Origin of the sequence: Proteus alimentorum (genome assembly GCF_002607735.1) — a bacterium.
GTDB lineage: Bacteria > Pseudomonadota > Gammaproteobacteria > Enterobacterales > Enterobacteriaceae > Proteus > Proteus alimentorum.
Genome location: NZ_NBVR01000024.1, coordinates 252,834 through 272,699, shown reverse-complemented (window position 1 = coordinate 272,699; position 19,866 = coordinate 252,834). Strand labels below are relative to the sequence as shown.

Below are 19,866 nucleotides of genomic sequence, written 5' to 3'. Positions count from 1 at the left end.
TGAGAAAAATTCATGTCAAAATTTTTAAAAGATTTAGAGTTTACTTTTACAGGAACGCGTCATGGTACAGATGGAGATGATGATATTGATGCCATTGGTTTTGGGGGTAACGTTTATGCAGGAAAGGGACACGATACAATCACTGTTGGAACTCTTGCAGTTATCGCTTACACCGGTGATGGGCACGATTTTGTCAGAGGGGGAAGTGCTTATCTTAAGATTATTGACGAGAACGGTAATTTAGATGTCAGAGAATTAAGTGCATGGGGAGAAATTGAAAAATCGGGTCATGGAGATCTGATATACGCTGGTGCTTCTGCTGCGATTAAGATTAACCATACTGGATATGAATATGGTGACATCAAGTATTCAGGAGGTGCTGTTGCTAATGTCATCACCCGTAAAGGATCAAAAAGCAATATAACGTACAAAGGTGCTGGCGGTTACAATCAAATTTGGCATGAAACGAATAATGGCAACCTGACGTTTGAAGGTGGTGGATTCTATAATAAATTAACGCGTACTTGGTTTGATAAATATAAATATTCAAAAGGAAACATTCATTTTAATGGGTTCGGTGGGGGCAACGAAATCCAATCTCGCGTTGAAACAGGTGATATTAATTTTACTGGCGGTGGCTTAGCAAACCTCTTAAAACGCGAAGGTAAATTAGGCGATATCTCGATGTCTGGAGCAGGAGCCTATAACGAACTAGTACGAACCAGCCAACATGTTGATATCTATAAAGAGACAAGTGGCAATATCCATTTTGAAGGGGCTGGTGGCTATAATAATATCTTTTCAGATATAGCCCAAGGCAATATCACATTTTATGGGGTTGGTGCTTACAACAAGATCACTCGCACAACTCAAGTCCGTCACCATAATGATTTATCAGTTGAATATACAAAAGCTGAAAATATTGTATTAACAAGTGCTTATATGAAAAATTTAAGCTTAGGTACACTTGTTGAAGTAAAAGCGATTAAATCATTGCGTGAACCCAATACTTATCTTTTTAAAACACCAGGTCCAAGTGATACCAATTTGTTCATATCGGATTATGGTCGTCGAGATTATACCTTTAATAAGGTCAAAATTTACAATGATCCTAAAACGGGAAAACTTCAATACGATTCCGAACTTTGGTGTATAACCCCAGATAATGGGGATATTAAAAACATAAGTTTTGATAATAAAAATTTTAATGATAGCGATAACCTCAATGCGGTCAATAAGTGTTGGAATACATTAGAAAAACAAGAAATTATCGAATCACCACGTTTCACCAAAATAAGAGTTGATAGCAACTATCAATTATCTGACTTAAAAGTATTTCAACATATTCAATCTCAAAACTTGGAACCAAATGGCATCGTAGGGCAGCTTCATGTTGAAAATGAGTGGACGGCCTATGGTAATGATTTGATTGTTAATGCTGCTGATATCACCTTACTCGATGCGCAAATAATGGAAAGCGACACTTCGAATAAAAACATCACCATAAAAGCCATTAAATCACGTTTTAAACCCAATACTTATATTTATGGTATTTATCAGGAACAAAAAAAATCAACTTTAGTTGTTGAATGTGAATTCAGTAATCATCCAGAAACAGGGCTTTTACAATACCGTTTAACATCATGGTGTAAAAACGATATCGATGATACACACAATTTAGCCAATTCTGAGATTTCCAATATTAATGGGTTTTATCGTACTAATGAAAAAGCATTTTCACTGAAGGATGTTCATTATCAAATTGACACAACCCAAACAAAAAAAGAGGCGGTAGAAACACTCTCAGTAGGCGTAAAACAAGAACTTTTTAAATACGATAATTCTACTGAAAGCTCTGGTGATATTGATTTTACAGGTGTAGGTGGTGGTAACGTCATTAAAAGTGATGTTACACAAGGTAATATCACTTTTAATGGTGGTGGTGGTGCAAATGTAATATTGCATGACTCTGCTTACGGTAATACCCATTTTACTGGCGGCGGCGCAGCCAACATCATTGTAAAAAAAGGTCAAAAAGGAGACCTAATCTTTGATGGTGGAGGATTGGTAAATGTCTTACTGCATCAAAGTAAAGAAGGAAGAATGAACATTAACGCTGCAGGCGCAGCAAATGTATTGATCCGAATTGGTAACGGTGAATATAAAGCACATCTTACAGCATTAGGTAATGTTTCTATTCACAAAGGACTAGGTGATAGTCATGTCACAATGTTAGGAGGATTAAATACCCATACCCAGATTGGCAGTCATCAGCGTGATAAAGCCTCATGGCGAGCATTAGGCGGACTTAATGTCATGACACAAGTTGGTGCAGGTACTATTACATCGTTACTTGGTGGTGGTGGAAATGTCCTGACTAAAATGGGTGACGGTGACCTGAGCAGTATCATGTTAGGTGGCGCTAATATCATTACACACATCAGTAACAATGAAATAAAATCAAACACCTACACCATTATCCTCGGTGGATTAAATATACTCACAAAGAAAGGCCAAGGTGATATTTTAGGCATAATGGGTGGCGGAGCCAATGTTCTGACCCATATCGGAATTGGTAACACACATGGCGTTATGCTTGGCGGTGCCAATATCTTAACTAAAGTAGGTAACGGTGATCTTTCTGGCATTATGCTAGGTATCGGTAATGTACTAACACATGTCGGCAATGGACAAACCCTAGGCATAATGGGCGCGGTGGGGAATATTTTCACCAAAGTAGGTGATGGAACAAGTATGGGTGCCATGGTCGGTGGTGGCAATATATTCACCCATGTAGGGAGTGGCGAAGCTTGGGCACTAATGGGAGGCTTAGGCAACGTCTATACCAAAATAGGCAATGGAAATGCTTTAGCGCTAATGATTGCCAAGGGAAATGTATTCACTCATGTGGGTGATGGCATGTCCGTTGCTCTAATGTTAGCAACAGGCAATATTGCCACAAAAGTGGGCGATGGCATGACATTAGCCGCGATGATTGGTGGCGCTAATATTTTTACCCATATTGGGCATGATGAAGCCTTTGCAGCGATGGTGGGTAAAGGTAATGTCCTTACCAAAGTTGGCAATGGATCAACGTTGGGATTAATGCTAGGTGCCGCTAACATTTATACCCATATCGGTGATGGCACCAGTATTGGGCTGTTTGCGGGTAAAGCCAATATCATGACCAAAGTGGGGAATGGCACTACATTATCAGCGATGTTTGGCAAAGCTAATATCATGACCCATGTCGGTGATGGAATAACTGGCGTACTTGCATTAGGTCAAGCCAATATCATAACAAAAGTGGGGAATGGCATTGCGGGCGTCATTGCAGGCGCTAAAGGAAATATAGTTACTCATGTGGGTGATGGAATAACCGCTGCGCTCCTAGGGGGAAAAGCGAACGTTTTAACAAAAGTGGGTGATGGGATCACCGTAGGTCTGCTGATTTCAAAGGTGGGAAATATTATGACCCATATTGGCAATAGCGCCACGATAGGTTTTGCCAAAGGCAACGCCAATATCATCACCAAAGTAGGTTATGGTTTAGGCATTAATGCTGCATGGGGAAAAGCCAATATTTTCACTCATATCGGCGATGGCGAACGATATAATTTCGCTAAAGGAAATGCCAATATCATTACCAAAGTGGGAAATGGGCAAGAACTCTCTGTCGTCAAAGGTAATATCAACATTATTACGCACGTAGGTAATGGGGATAATTATACTGGTGCATGGGGTAATACGAATGTTGTAACACAAATCGGTGATGGCCGTCAGGTCACATTAGCAAAAGGTAATGCGAATATTGTCACTATGGTGGGAAAAGGCGACAACTATGGCATAGTTTGGGGTAAAGCCAATATTTCAACAAAAGTAGGTAATGGCACGCAAGTCACCATAGCAAAAGGCCGAGCAAATATTACAACAACCGTAGGCGATGGGCTCGGCGTTACCGTTACATACGGCGACGCAAATATCAATACAAAAGTGGGTAATGATGTATCAGTAAACGTTGCTTGGGGGAAATACAACGTAAGTACCAAGGTGGGTGATGGCTTAAATGTTTCGGTCATGAAAGGTACCGCTAATGCGAATATCCATGTTGGTAACGGTTTAGGTATTAACGCCTCTTACGCAAAAAACAATGTCATCGTTAAAATTGGCAATGGTGATATCTACAGCTTATCGGTTGCTTCTAGTAATACTCAAAGTAATAAACTCGCGACTTTCTTCGGCAATATAAAACAAAGTGTACTTGGTATGGTTGGGAGTCAGGCCATTAACTATTTGGTACAAGGTGATGATGCAACCACTTCTGGATCCCGTAAAGGTAAAGGGGCGATTAACTTAATTGAAAAATCTTCAATCGACGGTTTCAAAATGAATGAAATCGACAAAGTGGAGAGTCGCATTGGCAAAAATTTAAAGAGCAAGGTTACTGAGGTAAAAACACCCGATTTAAGCGATGTTAATTCAGATGAATCCAACTTAACCAATAACAGTCCTAATTTGGTCATGAATGGTGATTTTAAACATGGGTTTGAATATGAAACCGAAAGTTGGAACGTTGTATATACCGAAGATGAAATAAAAACAATGAGTCAGTATGAACAGAAAACATCTACTGATACGGCAATGAATACTAATGGTGAGGATTATTGGGATCACGGAATTATAACAGAATACGAGGAGCCATATGAGCCCAATATCGCTATGTATCAGGATATTAGTGGTTTGATGCAAGATGAAGTGATTGAATTAAGTTTTGAGTATGAACGACAAGATAATACGCCAACAGAGAATAAATTGAGTGTTATCTGGAATGGTGAAGTTGTATTTACTTCATCAAGTGAAGACAAATCGATAGCATGGCAACAACAAAAAATTAAATTAACCGCCAATGCAGAAAATAATCGCCTTGTTTTTACAATTCCGGGTTCTGGTGGCTTGCAAGGAAATAATTACAAACTAAGAAATATCGTTGCTAAATCAGCGGCAGCAAATATCAACAAGTATCTCTCAGATTCTGATGCGACAAAAAATGCCCTCGCGGATAAAAATAATGCAGATGAAAATCGCCAAAAACTAGCTGATGAAAAACAACGCCAATTAGATCGCATTTCAACTACACAAACGGAACTTGAATCGACCGATCAAGTTGCACTGGAGAAAAACGGCCAGACAGAACGTGATGCCATTATTGAAGAAGCTAATTCAGTAACACACAATTTGACCACTATTGGTCAAACACTTGAAGTACTCAGTGAACATTCACAAGGTGAAAAAACATCAGATCAACAATGGAGTGAGCTATTCGCGGAAGGGATTTTAAATGATGTACAGAAGAACTTAAGTAATACTAAAAAAATGGTTTCAGCGCATGTTGATAATATTAAGGTTAAATATTCTGCAAACCTTAAAAAGGTGAAAAAATCGATAGAGAAATCAGAATATGGCGTTATTCAAAGTGAAGAACATTGTCAGGGCGCGAAACTCGATACCGCCAAAGCCAAAAACGATGCGGATAAAAGATATTCGGACGCGAGAGATAAAAAAAACAAGGCTGAAATAGCAGAGAAAAAAGCATCAACCATGGTGGAAGAAGCGAGATTACGAGGAGATACGGAGAAAAAAACAGCGACTAACATATCGGATAAAGCACAAAAAGAAGCTAAATCTGTTCAACTGAAAGAAAGTGATAAACCTAATCGTCACGGAGCGCATGGTAGTGGTTTATCAGGAGAAGCTGCCTATGTAGAGGGGGCTGATAATACCCCATCCAGTTACATCAAACCAATATCAACTAAAAAAAATGATGATCGTTTCAATGATAAATTGACAGAAATTAATCAGGAATTACTGGATGATGCTCAGCAAGCCATTAATCGTTTAAGCATTAATGCTGGGATCCGACAAAAATCGGCAAACGCCCTTCCTTCCTCTATATCAAACCTTAATGGGCATGGCGTAGCAAGCTATCAGCAACCTTCTCTTCGTTCAGACAATCTTCAATATCACAAAATAGGGGCTATCGCGGTCAATCTTTCTGGATTAGCAGAACGCCCCATTTTTGAAACGCTAAAACAGAAATTCAATATAAATATTGATAATCATGACAAACATTTTACTTTTATTTTGACAAAAAACGGAATGCGTATCCAAAAAAATATTTATTTGGATAACATCAACGATCCAACTAAGCAAAAAATAATAGAACACTTTATTTTAGCCAATTATTCAAGTTTTGAAGCAATACCTAATGAACTTCATTTAGAAAATGACGAAATTAAATCGAGTCATAATAACAAAGATAGGATACTTGCAGAATATGTAAGTCATAAATGGCAAATGTTAACCGATTCAATAGTCATGTCAGTTGATGAACTGCATAGAGTTGCAAGTGTTAAAGGCAAAATACAAGGCGAAAGTTATAAAGCGCTCGTTACCACGCTTAATGACTATCATAAAAAAGAGTCTAATCCAAACGACTTACCAATAGAAAAATTGCAAATGCTAGATCAGTTGCGAAACCAAATTGATGGTTACCTATTAGGGCATCCTGACTCCGAACGCAATGATGGATTGAAACAGTTACAAACTCAAGTCAATACACGTTATAAACATGCAGCTGCTTTAATACTAGATAGTCATACAATCAACGCTGATAACAGCTTTAGCCATTTATACGATCGCCTCTTAAATGCTAACTTAAAAACCAACAAACATATTTATCTTGATGAAAACGGCAACTTTGTGACAAAAGGGAAAAATAATTTACAAAATCAAGACAAACTTATTAGTGGTAAAAATGCAATTGCAAGCATTAAAAGATTGGTCGAAAAAGAGTATGGCAGTGAAATTACCAATCAGGTATTTAATCAATTTACAGAAAATGAATTTGCCCGAAATGGCCATGGTATTGACCTGTCAGGATTGAAAAAAATTCACCGAGAGATTGAACAACAAGTTTCGCCAATCAGTTCCACACTATATATCTGGAAGCCTACCAAACATAGTCGTTTCGGGCATGCTGCGCTGCAAATAGGTTCAGGACGCTTACAATTAGATCGCAATAATATGCAAAATAACCAGAAGAATAATTATGTCAGTTGGTGGCCAGAAGGGAACAAATATATCGCAACCCCATTTAATATTGCAACAGAGGAAAACCCTGATTTAAGATTACGCTGGTATGATTTGAGCCAACCGGTGAATCGAACAACAAATTTCATGACATTACAAATTGATATTCAAGAAGAGGAAAAGACAAATTTCAATTTAGGTAAAGATCAGGGTAAAAATGACAAACTGTTGAAAGAGTTTAGAAATAAAACGAATCTTACTCAAGGTCTTGAAAAGATGACACCTGAAATTGCAGGCTCACTGTTAAGTAACCCTGATAGGCTCCAAGAAACAGTCATTCCACCAAAGATTTCACAACCCTTTATTAAACAATGGGAAAGCCCAAATAGTAACCCGCTTGAAGTATCAACAGACTTTTCAATCACAGTGAAAAACTGGATAAAAATTGCCTTTCCAGCAGCGATGGTTAACCAAACCTTTGCATTGGAAATCAAGAAAATTAAAGAAATTGAAAACCAGAAAACAGAAAATCTCAAAACAGGAGTGGCTGATGGCACAAACGATGGGATGGTTTTTCGCATTAATCTAGAAGGTCTTGATGTCGCTGCCATGCAAAAAGAGTGGAAGCGCATTAATAGTCAGCCTGATCCTCGTTACCAATTATTAACCAAAAACTGTTCTAGTATTGTTGCTCGAATATTAAAAGCTGGTGGCGCAGATCAACTGATTGGTCATCATTGGAAACCTAGATTTGGCGTATGGACACCAAATGAGCTATATCAATTTTCCCAAAAAATACAAGAAGCACGATTAGCCCAAATTGCGGTACAACAGAGCAAACCTATACATTCTAATTTACAAGCGTTATCAGACAACCACAATAAAGTGTACAACAAGGTGGCTATTGATAATGACGCCACGCCACCAAACGAGAAAAATAATTTTAGTCCATTAACACGTTTTTTTAATGATTATTTTTTCGGCGACTATGATCGCCGTCGTGAAATGACGGCAATAATAATGATGAAAAATGCAAAAAAAATAACATTAAAAGGTGATGCTGGTCGTCTTACCGGTGCATATTACAGAGGAAATAATGGTATTCAGGAAGCGACTGATAAGAAAGTAGTACTATTTTTGCATGGCTCAAATACCCCTGCCGAGAATCAAGCTTCTGGTTTTTACCATTATTACAACCAACAAGGCATCGATATGTTAGCGATTAACATGCGAGGTTTTGGCGAAAGTGATGGCTCGCCAACAGAGCAAGGAATGTATGCTGATGCACAAACAATGTTCCGTTATCTCGTTAATGATAAAGGCGTCGATCCTAAAAATATTATTATTCATGGTTATTCCATGGGAGCACCTATTGCGGCTAAATTAGCAAGCGAAATTTCCGCTAATGGTCAGCGCATTGCGGGACTATTATTAGATAGGCCAATGCCAAGTATGTCAAAAGCGATTGGTGCTTATAAAATACATAACCCAATGGGATTTACGGGTCAACTCGCAAAAAAAATCAATGGGCAATTATCCGTAGAAAAAAATCTACAGGGTTTCTCAAAAGATATCCCCATTATATTACTCACCGATTGTGACGAATTGGGCATGAGCGGTGAAAAAATGCGCACCAAATTGCTTGACAAAGGATATCTAGTTAAAGGAGAAAGAACCGATGTTTCTCATTTCGCTAGCCGTATGTTGATGAATCAATACGGTAAACAAATAATATCAAGTTTACTGTCCCCAGAGTATGTAAATAACACCAATCACAGAAAAGCACTAGATTCGATACAAAACCCGATAAAAAAGAAGAAGGTGACTAATTGGGGAATGGTATATGTAAAGCCCAATGACAATGGGGGTGATAGTCGTTTTGATAGCCAAATTATTATCCAAACAGAAGATGATCCGATAGCCGCTCAAGCAGCTTCATCACTTGCCGCTAAACATGCCAAAAATAGTATAGTGGTACAATTGGATGCCGATGGTAATTACCGTGTAGTTTATGGCGACCCAACACAACTTTCAGGTAAAATACGTTGGCAACTTGTTGGACATGGTCGTGAAACAAGTGAAAATAATCATTTACGCCTTAGCAACTACAATGCTGACGAGCTTTCCAATCAATTGGCTAAATTCAGTACCGTATTTAGCAAAGAAAACCATATCAACACAACCCCTGAACATATCAGTATTGTCGGCTGTTCGTTAATAAGTGACGACAAACAGGCTGGGTTTGCCCATCAGTTTATCAATGCATTAGATCAACAAGGTATTCGTAGTCGCGTTTCAGCGCGAGTAACAGAGGTCGCGGTTGATGCCAATGGTCACAAATATACCAAAGATGACAATGGAGAGTGGGTAGCCAAACAAAACCAAAACAAGGTCGTGTTAAATTGGAATAAAGAAGGAAAAATCACAACTGAATTTGAGCAAATACGTAATGGTATTGCCGAAGGTGATATTAATTTAGCTAAAGTAGGTACTTCAAACGATAACCAAGTACATGGCGCAATCGCAGATAATAATGAGGTCTTTACTCCCCCAAAAAAAAGTAAAAAACCAGCCAAACAAAGCTCATCTGGAAGTGATAATTCATCATTAAGCTATTCTGGCAATATCCAAGTCAGTGTGGGTGACGGCGAATTTACAACAGTTAATTGGGGAACCTCTAATCTCGGGATCAAAGTGGGCACTGGCGGATTTAAATCACTGGTTTTCGGTGATAACAATGTGATGGTACACGTTGGTAATGGTGATAGTAAACATAGTGTTGATATTGCTGGCTATCAAGCTTTCGAAGGTGCGCAATTATTTGTTGGTACACGTAACGTCAGCTTTAATCTGGGACGTAGTAATGATCTTATTGTGATGTTAGAAAAATCAATCCCAACCCCTCCACTGATCAACCCTTTTGACGGTGCTGCTAGTATCGCCAAAGTTCTAGAGTCAATCGCATGTTCAGGTGAAAATGATGATTGGTTGTCGGAACAAAACAGTCAGTGGACACTCGCTGGTGCAAAAAAGTTTGCCATAGATATGTCAGGAATAGACCAAACGAGCGATGTTGACTATAAAACACTGACTGATCTGAATTCACAGCATAACCGTAGTAGCCGAGGATTAAAGAGTGATCTAGAAGCTACACTGAACAAAAAATATAATCAGTGGTTGGGAGGCAGTGGCAATAACAACAAGATGGGAAAAATCAGTCGAGCTGAGCAACTTCGTCAACTAAATAGTAAAATCGCTTTTAATTTCGCCATTGGCGGCCAAGGTGCTGATATTCAAGTTACAACAGGGAATTGGAACTTGATGTTTGGTGACAATATCCAGTCTATTATGGACACCAATCTTGGTTCATTATTTGGCTTAATGACGCAGCAATTTACAGCAACTGGCATAGTGAAAACCACCTTCACTTATAACCTCCAAAATTTACCGACTAAATTAAAAAATAAATTGTTAGGTCGATTAGCCAGCGTTAATTCAGATACGACACTGGGTGATATTTTTGGCGTCGACTATAGCGAGGATGGAAAAATAATCTCTCGTCACGGTGAACCCATTGATGTTGTGGCTATTTTGAAAGATATGCTTGCCGTAGTGACTGAGTTTGGTGGTGAACAACTGTCCGCATTTACTGATCCGACAAAATTATTAGATAGCCTTCAATCATCTATTAATATGGGCAAGGATGGTATTGTTTCATTTGCTGAAAGCCATGGATTAAAAGCAAAAGCGACAAAAGATCAACAAAATAAAACTGAGGTTTCAATTAACCCCAAAATATCAATTACTGATGCATCAACTACTCAAGCTAAAAACAGCGAAACAACAGAAAAAGAAGAGCGCCCTTTTGGCTTCAATTCGCTGAATATACCCAATCTATTTGCCACAATCTTTAATAAAGATAAACGCGCAAATATGCGCGATCTCGCTGAAAACCTCAAAGAAAATTTAGCGGCTGATGTGCTGAATATGGAGAAGAAAACGCTCGATTTCTTGCGTAATAGCGGCCATTTAAAAGGCGATGGTGACATACATGTCTCTCTTGGCAACTATAATTTCAATTGGGGGGGGGACGGGAATGATCTTGGCGCTTACCTCGGAGATAATAATAATTTTTGGGGTGGGCGTGGTTCAGATGCTTTCTATGCAACAGGGATCTCAAATATTTTTACTGGCGGTAGCGGAAATGATCTCGGCGTCTTGATGGGGCACTCAAATATGATGTTTGGAGGCGATGGAGATGATACTGCCGTTATCGCAGGCCGGATCAATAATGTCTATTTAGGTGGCGGGCTCGATAAAGCCTTTGTCTTTGGTGAAGGCGGTGAAATCCATACTAATGCAGGTAATGACTATGTCGTCACTACTGGTAACTACAATCGCATTTTCAGTGGTAGTGAACAAGATTTTGTTGTCACAATCGGTAACCACAACCAAATATCCCTAGAGGAAGGCAATGATTTTTCCAAAATCTTTGGTAACGATAATAGCTTGAATGGAGGAAGTGGGGATGACGAAATTCAACTAATGGGTTATCACGCCATCGTTAATGGTGGTGATGGGAATGATCAACTCATTGCCGCTTCATTCTCAAAATTTAGCATTCTTAATGGCAATACAGGTAATGATATTATCATATTAGGTGGATATCAGAACCACTTCAAAGGTGGAGAAGGTATCGATAGCTTCCTGATTAATCATAATGTGATTGATTGCTATGTAGATGATATTAGCCAAGAAGATAATATTGTGCTTGGAGATATTGATTGGAATAAATTATGGTTTGAACGCAGTGGCTATGATTTAAAGATCTCACATATTCGGACACCACAAAGTACAGGAGAACAAGCCGCATTTGAACGCATTGGCTCGACGATCTTTACTCAGTATTTTAATGGCAATCAGGCAAAAATTGTGATCGAAATGACAGATAAAGATCCTTCTGATCAGCGTGAATATGTGGCTTTATCAAGTAATGCACTCGCTATTCAGATTCAAGCAATGAGTACATTCCCCATGAAAGCAGGCACATACGGATTTTTCGATAATATAAATGGTGAAGCTAAGCAAATGATAGCCGCAGCTTGGACAGATACAATTTCAGGAAAAGGCATATTAGTGTAGTTTGTAAACATACTCTATAGCCATAATAAATCCTCTCCGTTAAATGTGAACTGTAACGCGAGAGGATTTTTTGCCTTAAGAGTGCTCTTAATAGAAAAATAAACCGTATAAATTTAAATGCCTATATGTTCATAATGAAAAAAGAGCCAAGCTCTTAATGAACTTGGCTCTTAACATTTAGGTGTTGCTTTGATTATACAATCAGCTTATTTTTTCTTTTTCGCTTTTGGATTTGGCAGGTCAGTGATACTACCTTCAAATACTTCCGCAGCCATACCAATTGATTCGTATAACGTTGGGTGGGCGTGGATAGTTAATGCGATATCTTCAGCATCACAACCCATTTCAATTGCCAGACCGATTTCACCTAACAGTTCACCACCGTTAGAACCAACAATTGCACCACCGATAACACGGTTAGTTTCTTTGTCGAAAATCAGTTTAGTCATACCATCAGCACAATCTGATGCGATTGCACGGCCTGATGCGGCCCAAGGGAAAGAAGCCACTTCATAGCTAACGCCCTTCTCTTTCGCTTCTTTTTCAGTCATACCAACCCATGCAACTTCTGGTTCAGTATAAGCGATTGATGGAATAACTTTAGGATCGAAGTAATGTTTCTTACCAGAGATAACTTCTGCTGCAACGTGACCTTCATGGACACCTTTGTGAGCCAGCATTGGTTGACCAACGATATCACCGATAGCAAAGATGTGAGGTACATTAGTACGCATTTGTTTATCAACATGGATAAAGCCACGATCATCAACTTCGATACCCGCTTTACCTGCGTCTAACAGTTTACCGTTAGGTACACGACCGATAGCAACTAATACTGCATCGTAACGTTGTGGTTCTGCTGGGGCTTTTTTGCCTTCCATTGTTACGTAGATGCCATCTTCTTTTGCTTCAACAGCAGTAACTTTAGTTTCTAGCATCAGGTTAAATTTCTTGCTGATACGTTTGGTAAATACTTTAACCACGTCTTTATCAGCAGCAGGAATAACCTGATCAAACATTTCAACTACGTCAATCTGAGAACCCAGAGAGTGATACACCGTTCCCATTTCCAGACCGATGATACCGCCCCCCATAACCAGTAAACGCTCTGGTACGGTTTTCAGTTGTAGTGCATCTGTTGAATCCCATACACGAGGGTCTTCATGTGGAATGAACGGTAATTCGATTGGACGTGAGCCAGCGGCAACGATTGCATTGTCAAAAGTGATGGTAGTTGTACCTTCAGCACCTTCAACAGACAATGTGTGAGAACCAGTGAATCGTGCTTCGCCATTAACGACAGTTACTTTACGGCCTTTAGCCATGCCCGCTAAGCCACCCGTTAACTGAGAGATAACTTTATCTTTCCAGATGCGAATTTTGTCAATATCTGTTTTTGGTGCATCAAATACAACACCGTGTTCAGATAATGCTTTCGCTTCTTCGATAACTTTAGCAACGTGGAGTAACGCTTTAGAAGGGATACAACCCACGTTCAGACAAACACCACCTAAAGTAGAGTGACGTTCCACTAAAACTGTTTCTAAACCTAAGTCAGCGCAACGGAACGCCGCGGAATAACCCGCAGGGCCTGCACCGAGAACCACTACCTGTGCTTTAATTTCAGTACTCATCGTGACCTCATTATTTATTTGTCCGGCGAGTCAGACGATAATCCATATTTAACACCGAGACTTACATACCGCATGCAGTTTACAGAAATGTTAATAAACTGAAAAGCGCTCTAACATGACGGATCTCACAACCTAAGATGTATGACTGTAAAATCCATCACTGTAATCAGAGAAACCGGCGCTAAGCACCGGTTTTAAAATTACATTACCAAACGACGTAAATCACTCATGTATTGATTAATCAGAGTGATGAATCGAGCACCGTCAGCACCATCGATCACACGGTGATCGAAAGATAATGACATTGGTAAAATCAAGCGTGGTACGAATTCTTTACCATTCCATACTGGTTTCATAGAAGAACGGGAAAGTCCCATAATCGCAACTTCTGGTGCGTTAACGATTGGTGCAAAACCGGTAGTACCGATACCACCAAGGCTAGAAATAGTGAAACATCCGCCTTGCATATCTGCTGCTGTCAGTTTACCTGCACGCGCTTTCTTAGACACTTCTGCTAACTCATAAGACAGTTCGATAATGCCTTTTTTGTTAACATCTTTGAAAACAGGAACAACAAGACCGTTAGGTGTATCAACTGCAATACCGATATTGATGTATTTTTTCAGGATCAGTTTCTGTCCATCTTCAGAGATAGAGCTGTTAAAGCGTGGCATATCTGCCAGTGCTTTTGCAGCTGCTTTCATTACGAAGACTAACGGCGTGATCTTAACATCCAGTTTTTTCTTCTCTGCTTCTTTATTTTGCTGCTTACGGAATTCTTCAACCTCAGTAATATCGGCTTCATCAAACAGATTTACGTGAGGGATCATCACCCAGTTACGGCTTAAGTTAGCACCAGAGATTTTCTGGATACGGCTTAATTCAACTTCTTCAATTTCACCAAACTTGCTGAAGTCAACTTTCGGCCAAGGTAACATGCCTGGTAATCCACCACCTGCATTCGCTGGCGCTGATTCAGCACGTTTAATTAATTCTTTCACGTAAGACTGAACGTCTTCACGTAAGATACGACCTTTACGACCCGTACCTTTTACTTTCGCTAAATTCACACCGAATTCGCGCGCTAAGCGACGAATAACAGGTGTTGCATGAACGTAAGCATCATTTTCAACAAATTCTTCTTTCGCTGCTGGCGCAGTTGCTTGTGCTTTAGCAGGCGCTGCTGGTGTAGAACTTGCTGGCGCTGGCGCGGCTGCCGCTGGTGCTTGAGCAACTGGTGCTGCACCGGCAACTTCAAACGTCATGATCAGTGAGCCCGTTTTCACTTTGTCGCCCACGGCAATTTTGATCTCTTTAACCACACCTGCAAATGGCGCTGGAACTTCCATTGAAGCTTTGTCGCCTTCAACAGTGATCAGCGATTGTTCTTCAGAGATGGAATCACCTACTTTCACCATCACTTCAGTCACTTCAACTTCGTCACCGCCGATATCTGGAACATTGACTTCTTTCACCGCAGATGCTGCTGGTGCAGATGCCACTGGAGCGGGTGCTGCTTGAGCAACAGGCGCACTACCTGCAACTTCAAAGACCATGATAAGAGAGCCCGTACTCACTTTATCACCAGTTGCAATTTTAATTTCTTTCACTACGCCAGCAAATGGTGCTGGAACTTCCATTGACGCTTTATCGCCTTCAACAGTAATCAGTGATTGTTCTTCAGCAACACTATCGCCCACTTTTACCATCACTTCAGTGACTTCAACTTCGTCACCGCCGATATCTGGAACGTGAACTTCTTTCAGTGCAGCTGTTGCAGGCGCTGCGGCTGGTGCAGGTGCAGCAGCTTGAGCTGGTGCTGCTTGTGCGGCACCCTCTGCTTCAAAAATCATGATAAGAGAACCAGTTTGGACTTTATCGCCCACGGCAATTTTAATCTCTTTAACCACACCCGCTTGCGGTGATGGAACTTCCATAGACGCTTTGTCGCCTTCTACGGTGATTAAGGATTGTTCTTCCTCAATGCGGTCGCCCACTTTCACCATCACTTCGGTGACTTCAACTTCATCAGCACCGATATCTGGGACTTTAATTTCAATAGACATTCACTTTACCTCTTACGCCAGACGTGGGTTTACTTTTTCAGGGTTGATGTTGTATTTTTTGATTGCTTCTTCAACAACCTTCACATCAATCTCACCACGTTTAGCTAATTCACCTAATGCAGCAACAATCACATAAGAAGTATCAACTTCGAAATGGTGACGCAGGTTTTCACGGCTATCAGAACGACCGAAACCATCTGTACCTAATACGCGGTAATCATCTGCTGGTACATAAGTACGAACTTGTTCAGCGAACAGTTTCATATAGTCAGTAGATGCAACAGCTGGCGCATCATTCATAATTTGAGCAATGTAAGGTACACGTGGTGCTTCAGATGGGTGCAGCATATTCCAACGTTCACAATCTTGACCATCACGAGCCAATTCAGTGAATGAAGTTACGCTATAAACATCAGAACCAATGCCGTATTCAGCAGACAGAATTTGCGCTGCTTCACGAACGTGACGCAGAATAGAGCCTGAACCTAGTAACTGAACTTTAGCTTCTTTAGCGCCTTTCTTCGCTTTTTTACCTTCCAATGATTCCAGCTTGTAGATACCTTTACGGATACCTTCTTCAACACCGGCTGGCATTGCTGGCATATGGTAGTTTTCGTTCAGTGTAGTGATGTAGTAATAAACGTTTTCTTGTTTATCACCATACATACGCTCTAAACCGTCTTGCATGATAACAGCAACTTCATAAGCGAATGCTGGATCATAAGAGATACAGTTAGGGATCGTCAGCGATTGAATATGGCTATGACCATCTTCGTGCTGTAAGCCTTCACCGTTAAGTGTTGTACGACCTGAAGTACCACCTACTAAGAAACCACGTGCTTGTTGGTCGCCTGCCGCCCAGCATAAGTCGCCAATACGTTGGAAACCAAACATTGAGTAGTAGATATAGAATGGGATCATTGGCAGATTGTTAGTGCTGTAAGATGTTGCAGCAGCTAACCAAGATGCGCCGGCACCCAGTTCGTTGATACCTTCTTGCAGAATTTGACCTTTAACGTCTTCTTTATAGTAAGCAACTTGCTCACGGTCTTGAGGCGTATATTGTTGGCCATTCGGGCTATAAATACCGATTTGACGGAACAGACCTTCCATACCGAAAGTACGTGCTTCGTCCGCAATAATTGGAACTAAACGATCTTTGATAGATTTGTTTTTCAACATCACATTCAGAGCACGAACGAATGCGATAGTTGTAGAAATCTCTTTAGATTGTTCTTCCAGTAATTGGCTGAAATCTTCCAGTGCAGGGATATCCAGTTTTTCTTCAAAACGTGGACGACGAGCTGGTAGGTAACCCCCTAAATCCTGACGACGTGCGTGCAGGTATTTGTATTCCTCTGACTCTTTGTCAAAAGTAATATAAGGCAGGTCTTTGATTTGCTCATCAGCAACAGGAATATTGAAACGATCACGGAAATGGTGAACACCATCCATGTTCATTTTCTTAACTTGGTGAGCGATATTTTTACCTTCTGCCGTTTCACCCATACCATAACCTTTGATGGTTTGAGCTAAAATAACAGTTGGTTGGTTTTGAGTGTCTTTTGCTTTTTGGAATGCAGCAAAGACTTTCTTCGGATCGTGACCACCACGGTTTAATGCCCAGATTTCATCATCAGTCATATCTTTAACTAATGCAGCTGTTTCTGGGTAACGATTAAAGAAGTGCTCACGAACATAAGCGCCGTCACGAGATTTAAATGTCTGGTAGTCACCATCCAGAGTTTCATTCATTAATTGAATGAGTTTACCAGAAGTGTCTTTACGCAGCAGCTCATCCCAACGATCGCCCCACATGACTTTGATAACGTTCCAGCCAGCACCCGCAAAGATACCTTCTAATTCGTTAACAATTTTGCCATTACCTGTCACTGGGCCATCAAGACGTTGTAAGTTACAGTTAATCACGAAGCACAGGTTGTCTAATTTTTCGCGAACTGCGATGGTGATAGCACCTTTAGATTCTGGCTCATCCATCTCACCATCGCCTAAGAACGCATAAACAGTCTGTTTAGTCGTATCTTTTAATCCACGGTGATTCAAATATTTCAGGAATTTAGCTTGGTAAATTGCAGATAGTGGTCCCAGCCCCATAGATACTGTAGGGAACTGCCAGAACTCAGGCATTAATTTAGGGTGTGGATAAGAAGATAAACCTTTACCACCAATTTCTTGACGGAAGTTGTTTAATTGCTCTTCAGTTAAACGACCTTCTAAGAATGCACGCGCATAGATACCAGGGGAGATATGACCTTGGAAATAAACCAAGTCGCCACCATCAGTTTCATTTTGTGCACGGAAGAAATGGTTAAAACACACTTCATATAAAGTTGCAGAAGATTGGAATGACGCCATGTGTCCGCCGAGTTCCAAATCTTTTTTGGATGCACGCAGAACCATCATTACTGCGTTCCAGCGAATAGCAGAACGAATACGACGCTCTAATTCCAGATTGCCAGGGTAAGCGGGTTCATCTTCAGCAGGAATGGTATTGATATAATCACTGTGTACAGAACCGCCTAAAGCGATATTAAGACCACCATTACGGGCTTGTTTTAATACCTGATCAATCAGGAACTGTGCACGCTCAACACCTTCTTCACGGATGACCGAGTCGATCGCTTGTAACCAGTCGCGAGTTTCGATCGGATCCACGTCATTTTTCAGCATATCTGACATGGTGTATTCCTTATCTGTTATCTGTTTTTAATGGTTATGGGAGCCTATCTTCCCGTTATACCCATCTGATATGACGGGAAGATAGGCCCTGCTGTTATTACCGCTTCCCCTGAAAATCACAGGGCGATAGGTAGTACAGATTCAGCGGTCAGGATCTGTGCTACTAAAATAAATCAGGATGTTGTTGTAGCCGGCGCAAAGAGCGCTCACGGCGAGTATGTTCACGACTCATATCCAACAAAACATCTTCAATAAAGGCCAAATGGCGATGTGATGCTTCACGCGCAGCTTCTGGCTCTCTATTAATAATAGCCTGATAAATCTGACTACGATGCTCACTTACTGCTGTTAACATCTCTTTACGAGTGTAAAGAAACTCAAAATTCTGGCGGATATTTTGCTCAAGCATTGGCACCATGCATCGTAATAGATGCAATAAAACAACATTATGAGCAGCTTCCGTGACAATTAATTGATATTGCAATACAGCTTCAGACTCAGCGGCTAAATCACCCTCTTCGTGGGCTTTCAAGATACAATCGTGGCTAGCTTTGATACGATCAAGATCTTCATCAGTGCCACGTAATGCCGCGTAATATGCAGCAATACCTTCAAGTGCATGACGAGTTTCTAAAAGATCAAATTGAGATTCGGGATGTCCGCTAAGCAGTTGAGCTAAAGGATCACTAAAACTTTGCCAGAGATTGTGCTGAACAAAAGTTCCACCGCCTTGGCGACGGAGTAAAAAACCTTTAGCTTCTAATTTTTGGATTGCTTCACGCAATGAAGGACGAGATACATCAAATTGCTTCGCCAGCTCACGCTCAGGTAAGAGTTTCTCTCCCGGACGCAGAGTACCTTCTAAAATCAGATGTTCAAGCTGTTGCTCAATAACATCAGAAAGCTTAGGTTGGCGGATTTTTGTATAAGCCATATTGCTGGAAGCCATTATTGGATAACTATTACCTTAGTGATTGAGTTGTCAATTGGTAATACCAATTTAATATAACGAATAATAAAGTAACAAAGTATTCACTAACTGTCCATACAGTTGTTGAGCGAAATCATAAAAACCTGCAAATTTTAACAAATTATTTTAAAAATTCATCAAAAGTGATAACTAGATCGCATTATACAGAAACGTTAAAAATAAATTTTTTAACGTTTTTTAAACACATAAACAGTCAAACTGAAGCGTGACAGCAACACCATTTTGAATATAAAAGCAATCTTAG

The 19,866-nt window shown here is 40.2% G+C and carries 5 protein-coding genes; 1 reads left to right on the top strand and 4 read right to left on the bottom strand.

The genetic code is table 11. The features are described 5' to 3' along the window. The first annotated feature begins 12 nt into the window (after positions 1-12). On the top strand, positions 13-12,231 hold the full coding sequence (rtxA, locus tag B6258_RS08065) for an MARTX multifunctional-autoprocessing repeats-in-toxin holotoxin RtxA (RefSeq protein WP_099074824.1): 12,219 nt from the start codon (positions 13-15) through the stop codon (positions 12,229-12,231). A 206-nt stretch (positions 12,232-12,437) separates the two neighbouring features. On the opposite strand, the gene lpdA is transcribed toward rtxA, so the two are convergent. The 4 genes from lpdA to pdhR all read right to left on the bottom strand — a co-directional run bounded on the left by lpdA (position 12,438) and on the right by pdhR (position 19,565). Further along, on the bottom strand, positions 12,438-13,865 hold the full coding sequence (gene lpdA, locus B6258_RS08060; RefSeq protein ID WP_075670832.1) for a dihydrolipoyl dehydrogenase: 1,428 nt from the start codon (positions 13,863-13,865) through the stop codon (positions 12,438-12,440). A gap of 200 nt (positions 13,866-14,065) precedes the next feature. After that, on the bottom strand, positions 14,066-15,931 hold the full coding sequence (aceF, locus tag B6258_RS08055; RefSeq protein WP_099074823.1) for a pyruvate dehydrogenase complex dihydrolipoyllysine-residue acetyltransferase: 1,866 nt from the start codon (positions 15,929-15,931) through the stop codon (positions 14,066-14,068). A gap of 12 nt (positions 15,932-15,943) precedes the next feature. Beyond that, positions 15,944-18,631 (bottom strand): pyruvate dehydrogenase (acetyl-transferring), homodimeric type, encoded by a 2,688-nt coding sequence (aceE, locus tag B6258_RS08050; protein ID WP_099074822.1) that lies wholly within the window; start codon positions 18,629-18,631, stop codon positions 15,944-15,946. Positions 18,632-18,794: 163 nt separating this feature from the next. Continuing rightward, complete coding sequence (gene pdhR / locus B6258_RS08045; RefSeq protein ID WP_099074899.1) at positions 18,795-19,565, bottom strand: pyruvate dehydrogenase complex transcriptional repressor PdhR; 771 nt, start codon at positions 19,563-19,565, stop codon at positions 18,795-18,797. Positions 19,566-19,866 lie beyond the last annotated feature (301 nt).